Source organism: Janibacter sp. Soil728 (assembly GCF_001428305.1).
In the GTDB taxonomy this organism is placed as follows: Bacteria; Actinomycetota; Actinomycetes; order Actinomycetales; family Dermatophilaceae; genus Janibacter.
Window position 1 is genome coordinate 309,051 of sequence record NZ_LMRZ01000003.1, and the last position, 22,911, is coordinate 331,961.

At 72.8% G+C, this 22,911-nt stretch carries 18 protein-coding genes and 2 riboswitches; of the genes, 11 read left to right on the forward strand and 7 right to left on the reverse strand.

Annotated features, from left to right (window positions below):
- Positions 1-69 precede the first annotated feature (69 nt).
- The 3 genes from bluB to ASG73_RS05655 form a co-directional block, all read right to left on the reverse strand.
- Positions 70-1,815, reverse strand: a complete 1,746-nt coding sequence (gene bluB, locus ASG73_RS05645) for a 5,6-dimethylbenzimidazole synthase (RefSeq protein WP_055992126.1) — start codon at positions 1,813-1,815, stop codon at positions 70-72.
- Entirely contained in the window at positions 1,812-5,495 is a 3,684-nt protein-coding gene (gene cobN / locus ASG73_RS05650; protein WP_055992129.1) for a cobaltochelatase subunit CobN, read from the reverse strand. Before cobN ends, bluB begins: the two co-directional genes overlap by 4 nt.
- 82 nt (positions 5,496-5,577) lie before the next feature.
- A riboswitch (cobalamin riboswitch) is annotated at positions 5,578-5,639 on the reverse strand.
- Between the two features lie 84 nt (positions 5,640-5,723).
- On the reverse strand, positions 5,724-6,623 hold the full coding sequence (locus ASG73_RS05655; protein ID WP_055992756.1) for a 3-hydroxyacyl-CoA dehydrogenase: 900 nt from the start codon (positions 6,621-6,623) through the stop codon (positions 5,724-5,726).
- Between the two features lie 155 nt (positions 6,624-6,778).
- Between ASG73_RS05655 and ASG73_RS05660 the strand changes: the two genes are divergently transcribed.
- The 3 genes from ASG73_RS05660 to ASG73_RS05670 are packed head-to-tail and all read left to right on the forward strand — an operon-like array spanning position 6,779 to position 10,217.
- Positions 6,779-7,951 (forward strand): hypothetical protein, encoded by a 1,173-nt coding sequence (locus tag ASG73_RS05660; protein WP_055992132.1) that lies wholly within the window; start codon positions 6,779-6,781, stop codon positions 7,949-7,951.
- Entirely contained in the window at positions 7,948-8,616 is a 669-nt protein-coding gene (locus ASG73_RS05665; protein WP_055992135.1) for a precorrin-8X methylmutase, read from the forward strand. The genes ASG73_RS05660 and ASG73_RS05665 overlap by 4 nt, the downstream gene beginning before the upstream one ends.
- Positions 8,613-10,217: a precorrin-2 C(20)-methyltransferase gene (locus ASG73_RS05670; RefSeq protein ID WP_055992138.1), complete on the forward strand. Its 1,605-nt coding sequence runs from the start codon at positions 8,613-8,615 to the stop codon at positions 10,215-10,217. The genes ASG73_RS05665 and ASG73_RS05670 overlap by 4 nt, the downstream gene beginning before the upstream one ends.
- A 36-nt stretch (positions 10,218-10,253) precedes the next feature.
- Here ASG73_RS05670 and ASG73_RS05675 read toward each other — a convergent pair whose 3' ends face one another.
- Complete coding sequence (locus tag ASG73_RS05675; RefSeq protein WP_055992141.1) at positions 10,254-10,820, reverse strand: acyl-CoA thioesterase; 567 nt, start codon at positions 10,818-10,820, stop codon at positions 10,254-10,256.
- Positions 10,821-10,883: 63 nt separating this feature from the next.
- Between ASG73_RS05675 and ASG73_RS05680 the strand changes: the two genes are divergently transcribed.
- Positions 10,884-11,507, forward strand: coding sequence for a dihydrofolate reductase family protein (locus ASG73_RS05680; protein ID WP_055992759.1), 624 nt, complete (start codon positions 10,884-10,886; stop codon positions 11,505-11,507).
- Here ASG73_RS05680 and cobM read toward each other — a convergent pair.
- A complete protein-coding gene (gene cobM / locus ASG73_RS05685) occupies positions 11,486-12,259 on the reverse strand; it encodes a precorrin-4 C(11)-methyltransferase (RefSeq protein ID WP_055992144.1) in 774 nt (257 codons plus the stop codon). The two genes, ASG73_RS05680 and cobM, sit on opposite strands and share 22 nt — an antisense overlap.
- Entirely contained in the window at positions 12,256-13,473 is a 1,218-nt protein-coding gene (gene cbiE, locus ASG73_RS05690) for a precorrin-6y C5,15-methyltransferase (decarboxylating) subunit CbiE (RefSeq protein ID WP_235499366.1), read from the reverse strand. Before cbiE ends, cobM begins: the two co-directional genes overlap by 4 nt.
- A gap of 20 nt (positions 13,474-13,493) precedes the next feature.
- Positions 13,494-13,621: riboswitch (cobalamin riboswitch) on the forward strand.
- Positions 13,622-13,674: 53 nt separating this feature from the next.
- Here cbiE and ASG73_RS05695 point away from each other — a divergent pair.
- From ASG73_RS05695 to cbiB, 7 genes are read left to right on the forward strand one after another with little or no spacing between them, the layout of a single operon-like run.
- On the forward strand, positions 13,675-15,777 hold the full coding sequence (locus tag ASG73_RS05695) for a magnesium chelatase subunit D family protein (RefSeq protein WP_055992150.1): 2,103 nt from the start codon (positions 13,675-13,677) through the stop codon (positions 15,775-15,777).
- Positions 15,777-16,391, forward strand: a complete 615-nt coding sequence (gene cobO / locus ASG73_RS05700; protein ID WP_055992153.1) for a cob(I)yrinic acid a,c-diamide adenosyltransferase — start codon at positions 15,777-15,779, stop codon at positions 16,389-16,391. The genes ASG73_RS05695 and cobO overlap by 1 nt, the downstream gene beginning before the upstream one ends.
- Positions 16,385-19,024 carry a cobyrinate a,c-diamide synthase gene (locus tag ASG73_RS05705; protein ID WP_055992156.1) on the forward strand — a complete coding sequence of 880 codons (2,640 nt, stop codon included), beginning with the start codon at positions 16,385-16,387 and terminating at the stop codon, positions 19,022-19,024. The genes cobO and ASG73_RS05705 overlap by 7 nt, the downstream gene beginning before the upstream one ends.
- Positions 19,021-19,779 carry a uroporphyrinogen-III C-methyltransferase gene (cobA, locus tag ASG73_RS05710; protein ID WP_055992159.1) on the forward strand — a complete coding sequence of 253 codons (759 nt, stop codon included), beginning with the start codon at positions 19,021-19,023 and terminating at the stop codon, positions 19,777-19,779. The genes ASG73_RS05705 and cobA overlap by 4 nt, the downstream gene beginning before the upstream one ends.
- Positions 19,776-20,597 carry an adenosylcobinamide-GDP ribazoletransferase gene (locus ASG73_RS05715; protein WP_055992162.1) on the forward strand — a complete coding sequence of 274 codons (822 nt, stop codon included), beginning with the start codon at positions 19,776-19,778 and terminating at the stop codon, positions 20,595-20,597. The genes cobA and ASG73_RS05715 overlap by 4 nt, the downstream gene beginning before the upstream one ends.
- 2 nt (positions 20,598-20,599) lie before the next feature.
- Positions 20,600-21,145, forward strand: coding sequence for a bifunctional adenosylcobinamide kinase/adenosylcobinamide-phosphate guanylyltransferase (locus ASG73_RS05720; RefSeq protein ID WP_055992761.1), 546 nt, complete (start codon positions 20,600-20,602; stop codon positions 21,143-21,145).
- Positions 21,142-22,125 carry an adenosylcobinamide-phosphate synthase CbiB gene (gene cbiB, locus ASG73_RS05725; protein ID WP_235499368.1) on the forward strand — a complete coding sequence of 328 codons (984 nt, stop codon included), beginning with the start codon at positions 21,142-21,144 and terminating at the stop codon, positions 22,123-22,125. The genes ASG73_RS05720 and cbiB overlap by 4 nt, the downstream gene beginning before the upstream one ends.
- 13 nt (positions 22,126-22,138) lie before the next feature.
- Here cbiB and ASG73_RS05730 read toward each other — a convergent pair whose 3' ends face one another.
- On the reverse strand, positions 22,139-22,894 hold the full coding sequence (locus ASG73_RS05730; RefSeq protein WP_055992767.1) for a cobalt-precorrin-6A reductase: 756 nt from the start codon (positions 22,892-22,894) through the stop codon (positions 22,139-22,141).
- Positions 22,895-22,911: the final 17 nt, after the last annotated feature.

The window sequence follows — 22,911 nt, forward strand, 5'->3', positions numbered from 1 at the left end:
GGGTGGGGCCATGGACGTCCGGGCCTGAGACCTGCATTGCCATAGGGCAATGCAGGTTCTGCACGTTCGTCAGGTGGTGCGGGCGGCGAGGCGGCGGACGGCCAGGCCCTGGAGCACGAGCGATGCCGCGAGGCAGGCGCCGACGCCCTCGCCGGCGCGCAGGCGCAGGTCGAGCAGCGGCTCGAGGCCGAGCTCGCGCAGCACGAGGGCGTGGGCACGCTCGCGGCTGACCTGGCCGGCGAGCAGGTAGGCCTGGGTCGCCGGCTCGATCCGTGAGGCGATGACCCCCGGCAGCGACCCCGCCAGGCCGTCCAGGACCACCGGGGCGCCTGCTGCAGCAGCCCCGAGCGTGACCCCCGTGAGCAGGGCGATCTCGGGCCCACCGACCATCGCGAGGAGGCGAAGGGGGTCTGACTCCCCCTGAGTCCGGGCCAGCGCAGCGGCGACGACGTCGCGCTTGCGCGCGACCATGTCGGCATCCGATCCGGAGCCGAGGCCGACGGCGTCCTGGGGCTCGAGGTCGAGCAGGGCGCAGGCGAGTGCTGCGGCGACGGTGGTGTTGCCGACGCCGACCTCGCCGAGACAGACCAGACCGCTCGTGGCTGCCTCGCGGCCGATCTCACGACCGGCGGCGACGAGTGCTGCGACGTCGGTGTCGCTCATGGCGTCGGTCGTCGCGAGGTCACCCCGATCCCCCGCGGGCCGAGCATCATGTGCACCCGGGATCGCTTGTGCCACACCGCAGTCGGCGGCGATGACCGACAGCCCAGCACCCGCCGCGGACGCCGCGCCGAGAGAGGTCCCGGCCACGGTCGCGGTGAGCACGTCGGCCGTCGTCGAGGCGGGGAAGGCACTGACGCCGAGATCGGTCACCGGGTGGTCGGCACCGGCCAGCACGAGGGTGCCGCCCGTGACGTCGTGGGCGCCGACGGCGAGCACCCGGTTGAGCGCCCGGTCGAGGACACCGAGCGAGTCCGGTGGCGAGAGCAGCTCGTCGGCGGCGTCGGTCGCCCCCACGAGGCGCTCCGGATCGGGGCCCCGCAGGTGCGAGACCGGCTGCTGCGGTGCCGACTCGTCGGCGGGCCACCGGTCGCGGATGACGACCTGCTCGAGCGGGGTCTTCTTCGACCAGGCCGCCCGCTCCAGGCCCGGCGACGGGGGCCGCTCGTCCGGCCAGCCGAGGCACAGCCAGCCGAGGGTCACGACGCCCTCGGGCAGGCCGAGCAGGTCGGCCAGCTCGTCGGGGTCGAAGAGGGTCACCCAACCCATGCCCAAGCCGTGGGCTCGGGCGGTGAGCCACATGTTTTCGATCGCGGTCGCGCAGGACCACATGTCGGCGTCGGGGAAGGTCGCCCGACCGAGCACACCCGTTGCGGGAGTGCGGCGGTCGCACGCGACGACGATGCCGACGGGTGCCTCGCGCAGGCCCTCGAGCTTGAGGTCGAGCATCCGCGCCGCGCGCTCGGAGGCCAGGTGCGCGGCCTGGTCGACCCGGGCCCGGTCGGCCATGGCGGCGGCCCGGTCACGGGTCGTGGGGTCGGTGACGACGATGAACCGCCACGGCTGGGAGTGCCCCACGCTCGGGGCACGGTGACCGGCCTCGAGGACCGAGGTGATCAGGTCCTCCGGCACCGCGTCGGGGCGATAGCGGCGGATGTCGCGTCGGCCGGCGACGACCGCAGCCAGCGCCTCGGTGACGGACTCCCCCATCGCCCAGCCCGACGGGTCCTCGCGCCGCTGCGCGGCACTGCTGGTGTCGCCGATCGTCGGGACGGGCCGGGAGTACCGGGCCCGACCCCCTTCGGCCCGGGTCATCGCTCGTCGTCCGCGGAGTCTTCCAGGTCACCCTCGATGTCGAGGTAGACCTGCTGCATGCCGCGCACGACCTCGGGGTCCGGCTCCTCCCACAGGCCCCGGTCGGCGGCCTCGGTGAGCTTCTCCACGATCCCCCGCAGTGCCCACGGGTTGGCGCGGCGCATGAACTCCTGGTTGGTCTCGTCGAGGACGTAGTCCTTGGCGATGCGGTCGTACATCCAGTCGTGCACGACGCCCGCGGTGGCGTCGAAGCCGAAGAGGTAGTCGACCGTCGCCGCCAGCTCGAAGGCCCCCTTGTACCCGTGCCGCTGCATGGCCGAGATCCACCGCGGGTTGACCACGCGCGAGCGGAAGACGCGGTTGGTCTCCTCCTGCAGCGTGCGGGTGCGCACCGCGTCGGGCGAGGTCGAGTCGCCGACATAGGCCTTGGGCTCGGTGCCGGTCAGCGCGCGCACGGTCGCGACCATGCCGCCGTGGTACTGGAAGTAGTCATCGGAGTCGAGGATGTCGGACTCGCGGTTGTCGACATTCTTGGCCGCCACCTGGATGCGGCGATAGGTGCGCTCCATGTCCTCGGCGGCCGGCTTGCCGTCGAGGTCGCGGCCGTAGGCGAAGCCGCCCCAGGCCGTGTAGACCTGCGCGAGGTCGTCGTCGCTGCGCCAGTTGCCGGACTCGACCACCTGGAGGATGCCCGCCCCGTAGGAGCCGGGCTTGGAGCCGAAGATCCTTGTGCGAGCGCGGCGCTCGTCACCGTGGTCGGCGAGGTCGACGGCGGTGTGCGCCCGCACGGGGTTGTCCTGCGGCGACTCGTCGAGCCCGGCGACGAGCGCGACGGCGTCGTCGATGAGGGCGATGACGTGCGGGAAGGCGTCGCGGAAGAAGCCCGAGATGCGCACGGTGACGTCGACCCGGGCGCGGCCGAGCTCGGCGAGCGGGATGGCCTCGAGGCCGGTGACGCGGCGGGACTGCTCGTCCCACACCGGGGTGACCCCGAGCAGCGCGAGGACCTCACCGATGTCGTCGCCGGAGGTGCGCATCGCGGAGGTGCCCCACATCGACAGGCCGACGGAGGTGGGCAGCTCGCCCGTCTCCTCGCGATAGCGCTCGAGCAGCGAGTCGGCCATGGCCGTACCGGTCTGGTAGGCCAGCCGCGACGGGATCGCCTTGGGGTCGACGGAGTAGAAGTTGCGTCCGGTGGGCAGCACGTTGATCAGCCCACGAAGGGGGGATCCGCTCGGCCCCGCGGGGACATAGCCACCGTCGAGGGCGTGCAGCACCATGGTCAGCTCGCGGTCGGTCGCGGCCAGTCGCGGCACGACCTGGAGAGCCGCGAACTCGAGGACCCGGGCGACCTCCGCGGCGCGGTCGGCAGCGAGGTCCGGCTCTGCCTCGGCGACGAGATCCGTGGCGGCAAAGGGGTCCCAGCCTCGGGCGGCGAGCCCCTCGACGAGGTGACGGGCTCTCCCTTCGACCTCGTCGGTCTCGGTGGAGGAGGCGTCCTCGCCGAGGCCGAGAGCGGCCCGCAGACCGGGGACCGAGCCGACCTGGCCGGAGAAGACCTGCGACGCGCGCAGGACGGCGAGCACGAGGTTGACCAGCTCCTCCCCCTGCGGCGCCTGGCCGAGCACGTGCAGGCCGTCGCGGATCTGCACGTCCTTGATCTCGCAGAGCCAGCCGTCGACGTGCATGACGAGGTCGTCGAAGCCGTCCGCGTCGTCGAGGTCGACGTCCTCCAGACCGAGGTCCACGTGCATCTGCGCGGCGTGGATCAGCTGCCAGATCTCGCCGCGCAGGGCGGGCGCCTTGGCCGGGTCCATCGCGGTGACATTGCCGTACTCGTCGAGCAGCTGCTCCAGGCGGGCGATGTCGCCGTAGGACTCGGCGCGAGCCATCGGCGGGACGAGGTGGTCGACGATCGTCGCGTGCGCACGGCGCTTGGCCTGGGTGCCCTCACCGGGGTCGTTGACGAGGAAGGGGTAGATGAGCGGCAGGTTGCCGAGCGCGGCGTCGGTGCCGCAGGAGGGCGACATCGCGAGGTTCTTGCCGGAGAGCCACTCGAGGTTGCCGTGCTTGCCGACGTGGACGATGGCGTGCGCGCCGAACTCCTCCTCGATCCAGCGATAGGTCGCCAGGTAGTGGTGGGTCGGCGGCAGGTCGGGGTCGTGGTAGATCGCGATCGGGTTCTGCCCGAAGCCGCGCGGCGGCTGCACGAGCAGGGCGACATTGCCGCGGACGAGGGCGGCGGTGACGATCTCTGCCTGCGCGTCCCGGGTGGTGTCGACGAAGACCTCACCGGGCGCCGTGCCCCAGTGCTCGGTCATCGCCTCGCGCAGGTCGGCCGGGAGGCGCTCGAACCACTCGCGGTAGCGGTCGGCGGGGATGCGCACCTGGGCACCCTCGACCTGCTCCTGGGTGAGCCACTCCTCGTCCTGACCGCCAGCGGCGATGAGCTCGTGGATGAGGGCATTGCCCGACGTCGTGTCAGCTGCTTCGCCCTCGACCGAAGGGAGCGGGTCCATGCCGACGAAGCCGTCACCGACGTCGTAGCCCACCTCGCGCATCGCGCGCAGCAGCCGGATCGTCGACACCGGGGTGTCGAGGCCGACGGCATTGCCCAGGCGGGAGTGCTTGGTCGGGTAGGCCGACAGGACGACCGCGATCTTGCGCTCGGCCACGGGTGTGGAGCGCAGGCGGGCGTGGTTGACCGCGATGCCGGCGACGCGGGCGGCGCGCTCGGGGTCGGCGACGTAGTGCGGCAGCCCCTCGTCGTCGAACTCCTTGAAGGAGAAGGCGACCGTGATCAATCGTCCGTCGAACTCGGGGACCGCGACCTGGGTCGCGACGTCGAGGGGGCTCATGCCGTCGTCGGAGTCCAGCCAGTCCTGGCGGCCCCAGGTCAGGCACAGCCCCTGGAGGATCGGGATGTCGAGGGCGGCGAGGGCCTCGACGTCCCAGGCCTCGTCGTCCTCGCCGGCAGAGGCGGTCGCAGGCTTGGTCCCGCCGGCCGCGAGGACGGTGGTGACGAGCGCGTCGAGGGTGCCGAGGTGCTCCAGCAGCCCGTCGGGGGCGTCACGCAGCGAGGCGGAGTGGATGACGACGCCCTGGCCGCCAGCCGCGTCGATGGCGTCGGCGAGCGCGTGCGCGTAGTCGGTGTTGCCGGCCGCGTACTGGGCCCGGTAGATCAGGACGCCGACCCGTGGGCGCCGGGCGGCGGACTCGCCGGGAGCGGTGTCGAGCGCCGCGGGCTCGTCGCGGTCGAGCAGTCCCCACTGGGGCAACGCCGCCGGCGCCTCGAAGCCCTCACCGGTGAGCAGGAGGGTGTCTCCGAGGAAGGCGTGGAGCTGCGCGAGGTTGGCGGGTCCCCCTTCGGCCAGGTAGCGGTGGGCCTCCGCGGCGGTGCCGGGCGGGACCGTCGAGAGCTCCATCAGGGCCGCGTCCGGCTCCTGGGTGCCACCGAGCACGACGAGCGGGGCACTCGCGCTCCGCAGGTCGTCGAAGCCCTCCCACAGCCCCTGCGGGCTGCCGAGGTAGCGGACGACCACGATGTCGGCGTCCGCGACCCGTGCGGCGATCTGCTCGCCGGTCAGGCGAGCAGGGTTGGCGACCACGTAGTCGACCCCCGCGCTGCGCGCGCTCAGCAGGTCGGTGTCGGAGGTGGACAGCAGGGCGACGGTCGTCACGTCGTGGGCTCCTTGAGCGGGGATCCGCGCCCCGCGGTCGATCGGAAGGCCCGTGCCGTGTGGACGGACCGGCCGAGCGAACGTGTCTGACTCGCGATCAATCGCTCACAGTGGCGGGACCGTCCCGGACTCGCACCGGGTTCCATCCTGCTCAGCCGAACGGCAGCCTACCCACAGGACTGCTCCACGACGCCGCTGCGTCCACTCGACGGCGCCCGCCGCACCCGATCAGAGCTTCCAGTCGGCGACGGGCTCCTCACCGATGCCGTCGGAGTCATACGTGTAGAAGCCCGCGCCGTCGCCGAGTCCGGACCTGCCGGCGTCGATGCTCTGCTGCAGCAGGTCGGCGAACTTCTGCAACCTCTTGTCGGCCGGGTTGCTGCGCGCGACGTGGACCGCGACGTTGAAGCCGACGGTGTCGTAGATCTCGAACGGCCCCTTGGGCGACCCTGTGGCGATCTTCCACACCGCGTCGATGTCGCTGGGATCGGCGACCTCCTCGACGTAGAGATATGCGGCTGCGTTCAGGAGGGGGATGAGCAGGCTGTTGAGGATGTACCCGGGGACCTCCTTGCGCAGCGGGATCGGCACGAGGCCGATCTCACCGGCGAACTCCAGGACCGCGTCGAAGTAGCGCTCCTCGGTCTTCTCGATCTTCATGACCTCGCCGGTGTTGGATCGCCACACGAGGTTCGCGAAGTGCAGGGCCAAGAACTTCTCCGGTCGGCCCGTGGCGTCGGCGAAATCGCTCGGTCGCAAGGACGACGTGTTGGTGGTGAAGATCGTCTTGTCGGGAGCGGCCTGACCGATCTGCCCCCACACCTTCTTCTTCAGCTCCAGGTCCTCCGGCACGGACTCGATGACCAGGTCCGCGTCGGCGACCGCCTCGTTCACGTCCGTCGTCGTCCTGATGGCAGCGATCGCGTCGTCGAAGCGCTTCTCGTCGAAGTCGGGCAGGTCCCGTCGGTAGCCGGCACGCATCCACTCCCAGCGAGCCGGCAGCTGGGCCAGCGCCTCGTCGGAGATGTCGTACGCGATCACCGACTTCCCGTGGTAGGCGGCCTGCATCATGATCTGGGAGCCGAGCACACCGGTGCCGAAGACGGAGACGTTCTCGATGTCGGTCATGTTGATGTCCTTGAAGTTGGTCAATCCGTGATGTCCGCATGCTCGTGATGGATCACGTGCCTGCTTGCCCCAACGAGCCAGAAGGCAGGATCGCACATGTGTGATCCTCGAAGGCCGGAAATCGGGGAGACCAGCGACACGTATGCTGCATCGGCGTGACCACCCCTCCGCCCTCCCGCGACGGTGCCGATCGGTGCCCGGGGCTGCTCACCCCCTTCGTCTCGGCGGACGGGGCGATGGTGCGGCTGCGGCTGCCCGGCGGGCGTGTGGACACTGCGACTCTGGGCGAGATCTCTTCTCTGGCAACACGTTTCGGCGACCCAGACATCACACTCACCTCACGCGGGAGCCTGCAGCTGCGCGGCCTGCCCGACCCGCTCCCCCGCGAGCTCGTCACCGCCATCGGCGACCTCGGCCTCGTCCCGTCGGGTGAGCACGACAAGGCCCGCAACATCGTCGCGGACCCGGAGGCTGGCCTCGACGACCTGGTCGGCGCGCTCGACGACGGACTCCTCGCCGACCCCGGGCTGGCGCAGCTGCCTGGGCGATTCCTCCTCGCCGTCGGCCGACCGGGCGGTCCCGTGCTCGGTGAGCCGTGGGACATCGCGATCGTCGACGAAGGCGGTGTCCTGAGGTGCGACGCAGGAGCCTCGAAGGGGGGGGCCGCCCGCGTCCTCGTGGGCGCCCACGGCGTGGTCGTACCCCGCGACGAAGCGGCACGGACCGCCCTCGACGTGGCTCGTCGCTTCCTCGCGGCTCGCACTGATGCGAAGACGTGGAATGTCCGCGACCTGCCCGCCACTGCCCGCGGGTCGCTGCTGCCGGAGGGGACCCCCTTCGTCGAGCCGGCCGAGACGCCACCGCTCCCCGGTCCGGACGGGGACGACCTCGTGGCACTCGTGCCGCTCGGGCTGCTGACGCCCGCGATGGCCGCGGCCCTCACCGCGCGTCGAGGCTCGTCGCAGGGCTCCTCGCCCCTCAGCGAGCGTCTCGTGGTCACCCCCTGGCGCGCGATCGTCGTCCCGGGCGGAGCGGCCCTCGCCGGCGACCTCGCCGACGTCGGGTTCGCCACGGCACCCGACTCCCCCTGGAGCGTCCTGACCGCCTGCGCCGGCGCCCCTGCGTGCGCACGGACCACCACCTCCACCCGCGACCTCGCTCGGGCCGCCGCAGCCCTGGTCGACCCCGCCGGACCACCCGTCCACGTCATCGGCTGTGAACGCTCCTGCGGTCACCCCGCCCGAGCGCACACCATCTCGCTGAACCCCTCGACCGTGGCTGACGTCGTTGCTGCGCAACGCTCTCCGAACTCCGAAAGGTCCTCATGACCTCCCTTCGCCAGCCGTCCAGGCGCTACGACTACGTCACCGACGGCCAGGAGATCTACCGGCGCTCCTTCGGCATGATCCGCGACGAGGCCGACCTCACCGGCCTGCCCGCGGACCTCCACGGTGCCGCCGTACGGATCATCCACGCCGCGGGCGATGTCGCGATCACGAGCGACATCGCCGGGCACCCGCAGGTTGCAGCGGCCGCGCACACGGCACTCCGCGCAGGCGCGCCGGTCCTCACCGACAGCAACATGCTGGCCTCCGGTGTCACGCGTCGACGACTGCCTGCCGACAACGCGGTCATCTGCACCCTGCGGGACGAGCGCGTGCCTGCTCTCGCGGCCGAGTGGGACACCACCCGCGCCGCCGCTGCCGTCTCCCTGTGGGTCGACCGGCTGGAGGGCTCGGTCGTCGCGATCGGCAATGCGCCCACCGCGCTCTTCCACCTGCTCGAGATGCTCCACGACGGGGCGCCACGGCCGGCCGCGATCGTCGGGATGCCCGTCGGCTTCGTCGGGTCCGCCGAGTCGAAGGTCGCGCTCGCCGAGCACGACCTGCCCGGGGGGCCGATCCCCTGGCTCGTCGTCCACGGCCGCCGCGGCGGGTCCGCCATGGCGGCCGCCGCGCTCAACGCCCTGGCGAACCCGGACGAGCTCGCATGAGCGGCAAGGCAGCTGGCCGCTTCTACGGCGTGGGCATCGGCCCCGGCGACCCTGAGCTGATCACCCTCAAGGCCGCCCGGCTCATCCGCGATGCCGATGTCATCGCCTACCACGCGGGCGTCGGCAAGCAATCGATGGCGCGAGGCATCGCCGCCGACCTCATCCCCGCAGGTGTCATCGAGGAGGAGCTGCGCTACCCGGTGACGACCGGCTTCACCGACCACCCGCGCGGGTACTACGGAGCGCTGGCCGACTTCTACGACGAGTGCTCGGCGCGCCTCGACACCCATCTGTCACAGGGCCGCACGGTCGTCGTGCTCGCCGTGGGTGACCCGCTCTTCTTCGGCTCCTTCATGTACGTCCACGACCGGCTCAGCCCGCACTACCCCACCGAGGTCGTCCCCGGCATCACCTCGCTGTCGGCGGCCACTGCGGCCGTCGCGACCGGCCTGTGTCGCCACGAGGACACCCTCACCGTGCTGCCCGGGACCCTGCCCGTGCCCGAGCTCGCCCGGCGCCTCGCCGACACCGACGCGGCGATCATCATGAAGCTCGGCCGCACCTTCGCCGGGGTGCGTGAGGCGCTGCGTCAGGCAGGGGTCCTCGACCGGGCCGTCTACGTCGAGCGCGCCTCCGGCGCAGGCGAGGTCGTCCTCCCCGCCGCCGAGGTCGACGAAGGCCGCGTCCCGTACATGTCGCTCGTCGTCGTCCCCGGCGAGGGACTGCGCGACGACGCTGCAGGGCGGGCCGCGGACTTCGCCCGGATCACCGCAGGGTCGGACGACGCCTCGAGACTCCTCGCTGGCGCTCGTCGCACCGCCCACGCGGAACGTGGGACCCAAGGGAGCAAGGCCACCGGGACCGTGCACGTCGTCGGTCTGGGCCCCGGGCCCGAGCGTTGGCTCACCCCCGAGGCGTCGGAGGTCCTCGCGTCGGTGGACCACGTCGTCGGTTATGCGCCGTACGTCGCAAGAGTGCCCCAGCGTGACGGCCTGACCCGACACTCCTCCGGCAACACCGTCGAGCTCGACCGTGGCCGGCTCGCCCTCGACCTGGCGAAGGGGGGCGACGACGTCGCGATCGTCTCCGGCGGCGACGCGGGGGTCTTCGGGATGGCGACGGCACTCTTCGAGTCGCGCGAAACCGCGCTCACCGACGACGCCGGTTACGCCGACGTGCCCGTGCGCGTCGTGCCCGGGGTCACCGCCGCACACGCTGCGAGTGCGCTCGTCGGCGCAGTGCTCGGAGGCGATCACGCGCTGGTCAACCTCAGCGACAACCTCAAGCCGTGGGAGGTCCTCGCCGACCGCCTCACCGCCCTGGCCAGCAACGACATCTCGATCGCGCTCTACAACCCGCGCTCGGCCTCGCGCCCGGACACCCTGGGGCGGGCTCGTGACCTGCTCGTCGCGGCAGTCGGCTCGGAGCGTGTGGTCGTGATCGCCCGTCACGTCGGTCGCGACCAGGAGTCGGTCGTCGTGACGACGCTCGGGGAGCTCGACGTGGAGTCCGTCGACATGGGCTGCCTCGTGGTCATCGGCGCCTCGACCACGCGGGTCACCGACGACGGGCGGGTCTGGACCCCACGCTCGGTGGGGTGAGTCGCTTCGAGGCTCCTCGCTGCAGCTCGTCACACCTCAGCGAGCGTTGGTCCAGAAGGGCGCCGGTCCTGCCGGCGCATCCGCGCGGGGCGAAGGGAGCCGGGCTCCGTCTCCCCACCCCTTCGCCCAGTCGGGGACGGCTGATGGAGGCGGGTCGACGCCGAGCAGCTGCCACAGGCGGTCGGTGTCGACGCCCTTGCCGCGCTGCAGGAAGCGCATCCGCACGAGAGCCTGCGCGCACACCTGTCCGTCGACGACGAAGCGCTGCTCGTAGTAGACGCTGATCCGGTCCCACCCCGCGAGGGCACTGTGCAGCTCGTAGGGCTGCAGCGGCTGGAGCGAGGTGCGGAAGGTCATCGTCTCCTGCATGACGACCGGCGAGACGCGGTGACGCACCTGGGCGCGCAACCATCCCGAGCGGACCGCGAGGTCGATCCGGCCGAGGTCGGCCATCGTGAAGTAGACGCCGTTGTTCATGTGCCCGGCGAAGTCGATGTCGGTGGGCAGCACCCGTAGCGGGAGCACGGCGTGCTCGGTGGGGCCGACCCGGCCGCGGCGGCGGGCGGACGCGACGGTCCAGACGACGCGAAGGATCTTGTTCACGCCGTCATCCTCTCCCGTCCCGCGCCCTCGACCGTTGTCGGCAGTCGGTGCCACGCTGTGAGCATGGCCACGATCTACTGCACCGCCACGAGCCTCGACGGCTTCATCGCCGACGACGACGAGAGCCTCTCGTGGCTCTTCGCCACCACCGGGCACGACCAGGACCCGCAGGGACGGTACGGCGATGACGCGAGCCTCGACTTCGACCAGTTCATGCCGACCGTCGGGGCGGTGGTGTGCGGCGCCAACACCTACGCGTGGGTGCACCGCGAGCTGACGCACGACGGATCGGACTTCGTCTGGCCCTACGAGCAGCCGTCCTGGGTCGTCACCCACCGTGACCTCGACCTGCCCGCGGGCGTGCGGACCTTTGCCGGTGACGTCACCGACCTGCATGCTGCCGCGACCGAGGCCGCTGCCGGCAAGGACGTGTGGATCGTCGGTGGCGGAGACCTCGCCGGTCAGTTCGCCGACGCCGGGCTGCTCGACCGGGTGTGGATCCACCAGACGCCCGTCACCCTCGGGGCAGGCGCACCGCTCCTCCCCCGCCGGTTGCGCCTGCAGCGCCTGCGGGTCGAGCGCGACGGTCAGTTCACCGCGATGCTCTTCGACGTCGTGGGCCCGGAGCCCCGGCGCGCCGGGGAGGTGGACGGTGCGGCGCAGGTCTACGCCGAGGGCGGTCCCTGAGTCGGCTCGAGCGCGGCGACCCGACGGCACGAGTAGAGGTGCGACTCGACGAAGCCCTCGGCCCGCAGCGCCCAGCCGACGACGATGATCGCGGCCTGACGCAGGTCGTGGGCCTCGACCTGGTCGGCGATGTCGCCGAGCGTCCCGCGCAGGATCAGCTCCTGCGGCTGCTCGACCCGGTAGGCGACGGCGACCGGGCAGTCGGCGCCGTAGTGCTCGGCCAGGCGACCCGTGAGCTCGCGGGCGCGGCGGATCGCCAGGTGCAGCACCAGGGTCGCACCCGTCGCGGCGAAGGCCTCGAGCGACTCCCCCGTGGGCATGGCCGTGGAGTCGCGCTGCGCCCGGGTGAGCACGACCGACTGGGCCACCTCGGGGACGGTCAGCTCGCGTCCGAGGCGTGCGGCGGTTGCCGCGTAGGCCGCGATGCCGGGCGTGATGTCCCACGGGACGCCCGCAGCATCGAGTCGGCGGGTCTGCTCGGCGATGGCGGAGTAGACGGAGGGGTCCCCGGAGCAGAGGCGGGCGACGTCCTCGCCGCGCTCGTGGGCGGCGAGGATCTCGGCGGTGATGCCGTCGAGGTCGAGGCGCTGCGTGTCGACGAGCCGGGCGCCCTCCGGGCAGTGCTCGAGGACGGCCGCGTCGAGGTAGGTCCCGGCGTAGAGACACACCGGGCTGGCCGCCAGCAGTCGCGTGGCCCGGACGGTCAGCAGGTCGGCGGCGCCGGGGCCGGCGCCGATGAAGTGGACGGTCATGGGGTGCCCTTCGTCGTGGCGAGCTGGACGACGGCGCGCGCCGGGGTCCAGGACAGGAATCGGCCGAGCGTGACGGCGTGCTCGACGGACAGCCGGGTGAGCTCACCGCCGGCTCGGTTGTGGGTGGTGATGAGCGCCGACTCCCCTTCGAGGGTGACGGCGTGGGCGACGAGCCGACCACCGGGGCGAAGGGAGGTCCACGCCCGGTCGAGCAGGTCGACGTCGAGTCCCCCACCGACGAAGACGGCGTCAGCGTCGGCGAGCCCGGCGAGGTCGGCCGTCGTGGTGTCGCCGACGACGACCTCGACGCGGCCGGCCAGGCCGAGGGAGGCGGCATTGGCGGTGATGCGTGCTGCGCGACCGGGGTCGCGCTCGACGCAGGTGGCGGTGGCCCGGTCCGCGGCGAGGCACCACTCGAGGGCCACCGAGCCATTGCCCGCGCCGAGGTCCCACAGGTGGGCGCCGGGTGTCGGACGCAGCCGGGCCAGGGCCGAGGCGCGCACATCGCGCTTGGTCAGCTGACCGTCGTGCTCGATGAAGTCCTCGGGTCGTCCGGGAGCCATCCCCGCGGTCCGGGAGGAGCCGGCCGGGTCATCGGCCCGTGCCTCGATGCAGACGACAACGAGGTCCGCGGTGGTCGAGGTGAACTCCTGCGCCGGCGTGGCCATCGCCCCTTCGTCCGGGCCGCCCAGGTGCCAACGTGCGGTGAGCAGGCTTGTCCCCCAACCATGCTCGGTCAGCAGCGCCGCCAGCCGGGCGGGGTCCGCGCCACCGGAGCAGAGCACGACGAGTCGCGCGCCGGACGCGAGGTGGGGCAGGACGGCACGCAGGTCACGGCCGACGGTGGTCACCACGGTGGTCTCCTCGGCGGACCACCCCTGCCGAGCGCGGGCGAGCGCATCGCTGCCGACGGCGGGGTGGATGCGCACGTGGTCGGCCCCGAGGAGGTCCACGAGCGTGGTCCCGATGCCGGAGCGCAGCGGGTCACCACTGGCGACCACGACCGCGTCCCCCACCCGCTCGATCAGCGCCGGGAGAGCAGCGCGAAGGGGGCTGGGCCAGGGCACGACCTCGGCGCCGGCAGCGACGTGGTCGGCCACGAGGTCGAGGTGACGCTGCCCTCCGATGACGGTGCCGGCACGCTCGATGAGGCCACGCCGCCCGTCGTCCAGGCCGGCCCAGCCATCATCTGCGATACCCACGACGTCGATCACGGACGCCAACACTAGGCCCATGTCCGTTGTGGCATGCTGGCGCGCGGCGCAGCCAACCGAGGAATCCGGTGCGAATCCGGAGCGGTCCCGCCACTGTGAAGGCCCCTAGGGGCCAAGCCAGGACATCGGTCTGCGTTCGTCGGAGCGAGCCCGCCCGGCGTGTTGTGACGGCGAGCGTGGACACTCGCCAGGAGGTTCGGCGTGACTGCTCCCGTTTTCCCCTTCACCGCCCTCGTCGGTTCCGACGAGCTCATCACCGCCCTGCTGCTCAGCGCGATCTCCCCCGAGATCGGCGGAGTCCTCGTCCGCGGCGAGAAGGGCACCGCCAAGTCGACGGCCGTGCGAGCGCTCGCGGCGGTGCTGCCCGAGCAGCAGGTCGCCGTCGGCTGCCGATTCGGGTGCGACCCCGAGCGCACCGATGACTGCCCCGACGGCCCCCACACCGGCCCGGCGACCACCCGACCGGCCCGCCTGGTCGAGCTGCCTGTCGGCGCGACCGAGGACCGGGTCGTCGGCTCGCTGGACCTGCGCCGCGCCCTCGGCGAGGGCGAGGCCGCCTACCAGCCGGGTCTGCTCGCCGATGCCCACCGCGGCATCCTCTACGTCGACGAGGTCAACCTGCTGCACGACCACCTCGTCGACGTGCTCCTCGACGCGGCGGCCATGGGACGCAACACCGTCGAGCGCGACGGCGTCTCGATCTCGCACCCCGCCCGGATCACGCTCGTCGGGACGATGAACCCCGAGGAGGGCGAGCTGCGGCCCCAGCTGCTCGACCGCTTCGGCCTGACCGTCCACGTCGCCGCGAGCCGCGACCCGCACGTACGGGCCGAGGTCGTCCGGCGCCGGCTCGCGGCGGACCTCGACCCCGCAGGTTTCGCCGACGGCTATGCCACCTCCGAGGCCGCGCTCACCGAGCGGCTCGCCGCCGCCCGCGAGAGCGTGACGCGCATCCGGCTCGAGGACGCGACGCTGCAGACCATCGCTCGGGTGTGCGCCGGATTCGACGTCGACGGCATGCGTGCCGACATCGTCACGGCCCGCACCGCCGTCGCCCACGCGGCCTGGGCCGGGCGCGAGCACGTGAGCCGCGAGGACATCCGGGCCGCAGCACTGCTCGCCCTGCCGCACCGGCGCCGGCGTGCCCCCTTCGACGCTCCCGGCCTCGACGAGGACCTGCTCGACCGACTGCTCGACGAGGAACCCGAGGACGAGCCGCCGGGTGGCGGCGAGGACGCCCCCGACGGGGGTCCCGCATCCGACACCCCGGAGGGTGGTCCGAGCGACTCCGGCCGTGACTCGCCCGGTGAATCACCCGAGCGGCCGACTCCCCCGGACCCGGCCCGCGACCCCGAGGCCCGCAGCGACACGACCGACTCGACTGACTCGACTGACTCGACTGACCCGACCGATTCACCGGGTGAGTCACGGCCGGAGGCGGACCACCCCCCGGCCGGCGCCCTCCCCACGCCCACCGGCACGGCGAGCGCGCAGGCTCCCTTCCGCGCCCGTCGTCTCGAGCTCAGCGGTGTCGGCTCCGGCCCCACCGGACGCCGCTCCCCCGCCCTCACCCCGCGCGGGCGCGTCGTCGGAACCCACCCGGCCGGCCTCGAGCCGGCCGGGTCGCCGGTGCACCTGACCGCCACCCTTCGCGCCTCTGCAGCCCGCCGCGCTGGCCGCACCGGACCTGCCCGCGTGACCGGCGACGACCTGCGCCACGCGATCACCCGCGGCCGCGAGGCCAACCTCGTGCTGCTCGCCGTCGACGCGTCCGGCTCGATGGCCGCCCGCAAGCGGATGGGCGAGGTCAAGACCGCGGTGCTGTCCCTGCTCCTGGACGCCTACCAGCGGCGCGACCGCGTGGGGCTCGTGACCTTCCGCGGTGCCGGCGCCGAGGTCGCGCTCCCGCCCACCTCGTCGGTGGACGCGGCCGCAGCGCGCCTGGCCGAGCTGCCCCACGGCGGACGGACGCCGCTCGCAGAAGGCCTCACCGAGATCGCCAGAGTCGTTGCGAGAGAGCGCATCCGTGACCGCAACCAACGCGCTCTCGTCATCATCGTGACCGACGGTCGGGCGACCGCGGGCCCCGACGCACTCGCCCGCGCCCAGCACATCGCAGACGCCTGGGGGCACACGGCGGACACTGTCGTCGTCGACTGCGAGTCCGGCCGCTTCCGCATGGGGCTGGCCGCCGACCTCGCCCACCGGATGGGCGCCGAGCACATCGCCCTCGAGCAGGTCGCCGCGAGCGGCCTCGTCGAGATCGTCACCGACCGCACCGGCTCACGAAGGAGCGCTGCCTGATGGCCCAGGGACAGACCCCCGTCACCCCCACGGACGGACTCACCACGCGGCAGCGCCGCAACCGACCGCTCGTCGTCGTCCACGGCGGCACCGGCAAGGGCAAGTCGACCGCTGCCTTCGGCCTGGCCCTGCGGGGCTGGAACCAGGGCTGGGCAATCGGCGTCTTCCAGTTCGTCAAGTCCGCCAAGTGGCGCATCGGCGAGGAAGAGGTCTACAAGACGCTCGGCCGGGTCCACGAGGAGACCGGCGAAGGGGGTCCCGTCGAGTGGCACAAGATGGGCTCCGGCTGGTCGTGGTCGCGCAAGGCCGGCAGCGAGGAGGACCACGCTGCCGACGCCCGTGAGGGCTGGGCCGAGATCAAGCGCCGCCTGGCCGCCGAGACCCACACCGTCTACGTGCTCGACGAGTTCACCTATGTCATGAAGTGGGGCTGGGTCGAGCTCGACGACGTCATCGACACACTCACCCACCGCCCCGGCTACCAGCACGTCATCATCACCGGCCGTGACCCGCACCCGCGCCTGCTCGAGATCGCCGACGTCGCGACCGAGATGACCAAGGTCAAGCACCCCTTCGACCAGGGGCAGAAGGGCCAGAAGGGCATCGAATGGTGACCCTCCCCCGGGTGCTCGTCGCGGCCCCCGCCTCGGGTCACGGCAAGACGACGATCGCCGTCGGGATCATGGCGGCTCTCTCCCGCCGAGGCCTCACCGTCGCGCCGGCGAAGGTCGGCCCCGACTACATCGACCCCGGCTACCACGCACTGGCGACCGGGCGACCCAGCCGCACCCTCGACCCTTGGCTCGTGGGCGAAGGGAGGGTCGCTCCCCTCCTCGTGCGCGGGGCCACCCACCCGACGGCGGCGGACATCGCGGTCCTCGAGGGCGTCATGGGCCTGATGGACGGTCGCCTCGGGACCGACGGCTTCGCCTCCAGCGCGCACGTCGCCGGCCTGACCCGCACGCCCGTCGTGCTCGTCGTGGACATCAGCTCGACCTCGCGCACCGTGGCCGCGACCGTCCACGGCCTGGCGACGATCGACCCATCCGTCGACGTCGTCGGCGTCGTGCTCAACAAGGCCGGCACCCTGCGCCACGGCGACGAGGCCCGCCGCGCCGTCGAGTCCGTCGGTGTGCCGGTGTGGGGCGTCCTGCCGCGCGATGCAGCCATGCACGTGCCCTCACGTCACCTCGGGCTCGTCCCGGCAGCAGAGCGGGGCGAGGCAGCCGCGACCCTCGACCACATCGCCGCCGTCGCCGAGGAGCACCTCGACCTCGATGCCCTGCTCGCCGCGGCCCGTACCGCCCCCGACCTCGATGCCGCGCCGTGGGACCCGGCCGCCGCCCTCACGCAGCGGGCCACACACACGCTCCCTGAGGAGCTTGCGCAGCAAGCGTCTCGAAGGGAGCCCCCCGTCATCGCCGTCGCCGGCGGACGCGCCTTCACCTTCCGCTACCCCGAGACGGTCGAGCTGCTCGAAGCCGCGGGAGCCCGGGTCGTCGAGCTCGACCCCGCCCGCGACGTCGAGCTGCCGGACGGCACGCAGGGCCTCTACCTCGGCGGTGGATTCCCCGAGGTGCACGCGCGCACCCTGGCGACCAATCGCCCTCTCGTGCACCAGATCCGCACCGCCATCGCGGCCGGGATGCCGACCATCGCCGAGTGCGCCGGGATGCTCTACCTCGCCGAGACCCTCGACGACCACCCGATGGTCGGCGCGCTCCCCGCCCGCACCGCCATGGGCCGACGTCTGACGCTCGGCTACCGCGAGGCCACCTCGCTCGTCGACTCCGTGCTCGGCCCGGCAGGCACCCGCGTCACCGGTCACGAGTTCCACCGGACCACGACCACCCCCTCCGCCGGCACCCCCGCCGCGTGGGACCTGGGCGAGCGCACCGAAGGCTTCGCCCTCGACCCCGCCGGCACGGGCTGGGCCACACTCGTGGCGTCCTACCTGCACACCCACTGGGCCGGGTCCCCGTCCGTTGCGGGGACCTTCGTCGACGCCGCCGCTGGCTGGGAGGTCCCGCAGAGGCAGGACCCGCGTGGCTGGCGTGCCGAAGACCCGCGTGGTCGGGACGGCCGCGGACCGGGAGGGGCGGCCCTAGGGGCTTCGCACGTGCGTCACCCGTCATCGTCTCCCTCGCCCGCTGCGCCGCAACCGGCTCAGCCCTTGAGTCGGGCCACCCGCACCCGGTCAGCGTCCTCGCTGGACGTGGTCGCGGACCCCCTTCGACACCACGGGGATGTCGAGGTGTCGGGCGATCTTGTTGATCTCGCGGTCAACGTCAGGCTGACGCAGCCCCCCGCGTGGCTTGCCGCCGCCCTCGTCGACGAGCTGGGCTCTGTGGCTGCATATCCCGACCCGACGAGGGCTCGGGATGCGCTGGCGGCTCGTCATGGGCTGGCGCGGGAGCAGGTGCTGCCGACGAGTGGTGGGGCGGAGGCCTTCACACTGCTTGCCCGGGCCCTGGCCCCGCGGGACGCGGTGGTCTTGCACCCGCAGTTCACCGAGCCGGAGGCCGCGCTGCGCGCAGCCGGCCACGAGGTGCGCCGGGTGCTGCTGCGACCCGAGGACGGCTTCGCCCTCACCACTGGCGCGATCGAGCAGATCGGCGACGCCGACCTCGTCGTGATCGGCAACCCGACCAACCCGACGGGCGTCCTCCACCCGGCCCATGCGATCCGCTCGATCGTGCGACCGGGGCGGGTCGTGCTCGTCGACGAGGCCTTCATCGACGCCGTGCCCCGCGAGTGTGAGTCGCTCCTGACCGGTGACCTCGACGGGGTGCTCGTCGTGCGCTCGCTCACCAAGACCTGGGCCGTCGCCGGCATCCGCGCCGGCTACCTCGCGGGCGACCCCGACCTCGTGGCCACCCTCGCGGCACACCAACCGCACTGGTCGGTCGGCTCCCTCGCCCTGCGCGTCATGACCGAGACCGCCGCCCCGCATGCCCTGGCCGAGGCCGAGCGAGCCGCCGAGGAGCTCGCCTCGTGGCGGGCCCACCTCCTCGCCGGACTGCACGCCCTGGCCATCCCGACAGGGGGCAGCGACGCTCCCTTCGTCCTGGCGCAGGTGGGTGACGGTGTACACACCGCCCTGCGCGAGTCGGGCTGGGCGGTCCGCAGGGGAGATACTTTCCCCGGGCTCGACCCCACGTGGGTGCGGATCGCCGTCCGTGACCCCCACACCATCGACGGGCTGCTGCGAGAGCTGACCCACCTGCTCCACCGGAGGACCGCATGACCGACGCCACCACCACACCCACCGGCCGCGTCCTGCTCGTCGGCGGTGGCCCGGGCGACCCCGGGCTGCTCACCGTCGCGGGTCGTGACGCCCTGATTGCCGCCGACGTCGTCGTCACCGACCGTCTCGCGCCCATCGCCGCGATCGCCGAGCACGCCCCGCAGGCCGAGGTCATCCACGTCGGCAAGATCCCGCGCGGCGAGTTCACCCCGCAGGAGCGCATCAACGAGCTGCTCGTCGAGCACGCCCGGGCCGGCAAGGTCGTCGTGCGGCTCAAGGGCGGCGACGGCTACCTCTTCGGCCGGGGCGGCGAGGAGTGGCAGCACTGCACCGCAGCCGGCATACCCGTCGAGATCGTGCCGGGGGTCTCCTCCGCCTTCTCCGTACCCGCTCTCGCCGGCATCCCCGTCACCCACCGCGGCCTCTCACAGGGGGTCGCCGTCGTCTCCGGGCACGTCGCTCCCGAGGACCCGCGCAGCGAGGTCGACTGGACCGCCCTGGCGACCTCGCGCCTCACGATCGTCATCCTCATGGGCGTCGCCACCCTCGGCTCGATCGCCCGGGCACTCATCGCCGCGGGCCTGCCCGCAGACACTCCCGCGGCGTGCATCGCCGACGGCGCCAGCCCGCAGCAGCGCACCGTGCGCGCGGCCCTGTCCGAGATCGCCTCCGCCGCGGACGAAGGGGGCTTCGCGCCCCCCGCCATCACCGTCATCGGTGACGTGGTGGACGCGCTCGAGGTGGCCTCGTCGTGAGCCTCGGCGACGGGATGCGGCTGGCGACGGGCACCTTCACCCGCCGCACGAGCGGGCAGGTCACGGTCTCGCGGGACAGCGCCCGATCGGCACTGCTGCTCGCGCCCCTCGCCGTCCTGCCCCTCGCTCTGCAGGTCGTCCTCGTCGGCACGAGCGTCGAGCTCGGAGTCCCTCCCCTCGTCGCCGCCGCCGCAGCGCTGGCGGTCCTGGCGTACGGCTCGCGGGCGATGCACCTCGATGGCCTCGCCGACACGGTCGACGGACTCGGGGCGGGTCTGGCCAAGGACCCCCTCGAGGTCATGCGCCGGGGCGACGTCGGGCCCATGGGTGCCGTCGCGCTCGTCCTCGTACTGCTCGTCCAGGCGGGCGCCATCACCGCACTCCTCGGCTCCGGGTGGCGTGGTGCACTTCTCGTCGGTGCATCAGTCATCGCCTCGCGTGCGGCGGCCGCGGTCGTCTGCGGTCGCGGACAGCGCACCGCCGACGGGTCCCGCCTCGGGGCCGCCTTCGTCGGGACCATCCCCTTCGGCGCGGCCGCGCTGCTCACCATCGCCGTCGCCGCAGTGCTCGTGGCCGCAGCCCTCCCCGTGGTCGACACGCTCCCGCCTGACGGGTCGCCCGGCTCGCCCGACCTCGCGTGGTCGACGATCCGCATGCTCGCCGTCGCGGCACTGGCCGCACCGATCGCCGTGCTTGCGGCAGCACGGTTCCGGGACAAGGCCGCTCGCGCCTTCGGCGGCGTCAACGGCGATGTCATCGGCGCTGGCATCGAGGTCGCCCTCACCGTCGTCCTCGTCCTGCTCACGGTGGCTTGGTGACCATGCGACTCCTCGTCACCGGTGGCGTCCGCTCGGGCAAGTCACGCCACGCAGAGGGCCTCCTACTGCCTCCTCATGTGGGCCCAGACATCCCCGTCACGTACCTGGCGACCGGTCCTCAGAGCGACGACGCCGACTGGCGGGCCCGCATCGACGCGCACCGGTCCCGTCGCCCCGCGACGTGGCGCACGGTCGAGAGCACCGATGCCGCAAGCAGTCTGTGGGACGCAGACGGGCCGGTCCTGCTCGACTGCCTCGGCACCTGGCTGACCGCGCAGCTCGACGAGATGGAGGCCTGGGAAGCACCCGAGTCGCACTGGACCGAGGCCCTCGACGAGCGCATCACCGACCTCGAGGCGGCCTGGCTCGCCACCGACCAGGTCGTCGCCGTGACCAACGAGGTCGGGTGGGGCGTGGTGTCGGAGCACCGCTCCGGACGGATCTTCGCCGACCGCCTCGGCTGGCTCAACCAGCGTCTGGCAGCGTCCGCGGACCGGGTCGACCTGGTCGTCGCCGGTCAGGTGCTCACCATCAAGGGCGGGGCGTGACTCTCCCCCACCGAGGTCGTGGTCTCGACCCCGTCACGGTCGGATTGGTCCTCGGGTGGGTCGCCGACGAGCTCGTCGGGGACCCTCGGCGTGGTCACCCGGTGGCCCTCTTCGGCTCGTGGACCTCATGGGTCGAGCAGCGCACACACCGTGACTCGCGGGCCGCCGGCGTCCTCACCGAGGCAATCGTCCTCATGCCCGTCCTCGCGCTCGGGTTCGCAGCGACCCGGCTGCCACCCGCTGGTCGCACCGGCGCAACCGCAGCGCTCACCTGGGCAGCTCTCGGGGGCACGAGTCTGGGGCGCGAGGGCAACGCCGTGCACGACCTGCTCGTGACCGGCGACCTGCCCGGTGCGCGGCGGCAGGTGCGCAACCTCGTGGGCCGGGTCACCGACGACCTCGCCCCGGACGACGTCGCCCGGGCCGCGATCGAGTCGGTCGCGGAAAACACCTCGGACGCCGTCGTCGGCACCCTCGTCTGGGGCGCCCTCTTGGGCCCTCTCGGCGTCGTCCTCCACCGGGCTGCCAACACGCTCGATGCGATGCACGGGCACCGCACACCGAGGTTTGCCCGCTTCGGCTGGGCGGCGGCCCGGCTCGACGACGTCCTCGGCTGGCTCCCCGCCCGGGTGACCGTGCTCGCGACCGCGGCGGCTCGCCCCCTTCGTGCTCGTGAGGTCGTGAGCACCGCGCTGCGTGACGGTCGGGAGCACCCCAGCCCCAATGCCGGACCGGTGGAAGCCGGCTTCGCCGCCGCCCTGCGCATCCGGCTCGGCGGACGCACCGTCTATGCCAGCGGCGTCGAGGAGCGTGTGGTGATGGGCACGGGGCCGGCCCCCAGGGCCGCCGACCTGCCGCGCACCGTCGCACTCGCCCGGCGCGTCGGGCTCATCACGCTCATCGCGGTCGTGGGCATGCGCCTCGGCGGAGTGGCGGGCTGCTCCTGGGCCTCCGGTCGTGACTCACCCGGTGCATCGTGATCCACCTCGTGAGTCACCCCCGTAGGGAGTCGAGCGAGGTCACCCAGGTGGCCGCCGCGACGGCGTCAGCCGCCGATGCGACCCCTGCCGCCCGCTCCGGCCGCGCCACGACGACCACCGGCACGCCCAGGTGGCGGGCCGCGTCGAGCTTGGCCTGCGTGTAGCGCCCACCCGAGTCCTTGGTGAGCAGCACCGACACCCCGTGCTCGCGCATCAGGGCCTCCTCACCAGCCACGTCGAAGGGGCCACGCGAGCGCAGCACCGTCCACGCTGCCGGCAGCGGCGTCTCCGGCGGCTCGACGAGCCGCACGACGACCGGCCGGTCGGCCCACGCCTCGACGTGATGGTGCAGGGTCTGTCGACCCGTCGTGACGAAGGGGACTCCCCCCACCTCGTCCGCCGCCTCCCGCGCGGCCACGTGGTCGGCCACCCACGTCCACGACGCGGCATCCGGGTGGGTCGCCCAGCCGGGCCGAGCCAGCCGCAGCAGCGGCACACCAAGTGACGAGCAGACCTGTGCCGCATGGCTGCCCATCGTCGCAGCGAAGGGGTGCGTGGCGTCGACGACTGCACTCACGTCGTGCTCGCGCAGCCACCGGGTCAGCCCCTCGACTCCCCCGAAGCCGCCGATCCGCACCGGTCCGACCGGCAGCCGGGGACGGGAGACCCGGCCGGCCAAGGAGGAGGTGATGGCCACTCCCTTCGCCTCGAGGTGAGCAGCGAGGTCACGGGCCTCGGCGGTCCCGCCGAGGAGGAGCACGTGCGTCATGCCAGTCAGAATCTCAC